Genomic DNA, 272 nt, shown 5'->3' on the forward strand with positions numbered 1-272 from the left:
GGCTAACACAATACCCGGAACGGCATAAATCACTTGAAAGCCCATGCTCTCAAGCCAGCCACCAACGGTAGAGTTAAGACCGAATAACAAGACAAACATCAAACCGGCGACCACTGGTGACACCGAAAATGGCAAATCAAGCAAGGTCGTGACCAGCTGCTTACCTTTGAATTGATAACGCGTCACGAGCCATGCAATTGCGATACCCATCACCATGTTAATTGGCAACACAATAGCGGCGGTAATTAATGTGAGCTTAATCGCTTGCAGCG

Annotated in this window: 1 pseudogene; it reads right to left on the bottom strand. The window is 47.8% G+C overall.

Annotated elements, in window-relative coordinates:
- Positions 1-272, bottom strand: a pseudogene (locus AAEY75_RS15135) (sulfate ABC transporter permease subunit CysW); the annotation flags it as partial.

It is taken from the genome of Psychrobacter sp. TB55-MNA-CIBAN-0194, from assembly GCF_040309505.1.
GTDB lineage: Bacteria > Pseudomonadota > Gammaproteobacteria > Pseudomonadales > Moraxellaceae > Psychrobacter > Psychrobacter fozii.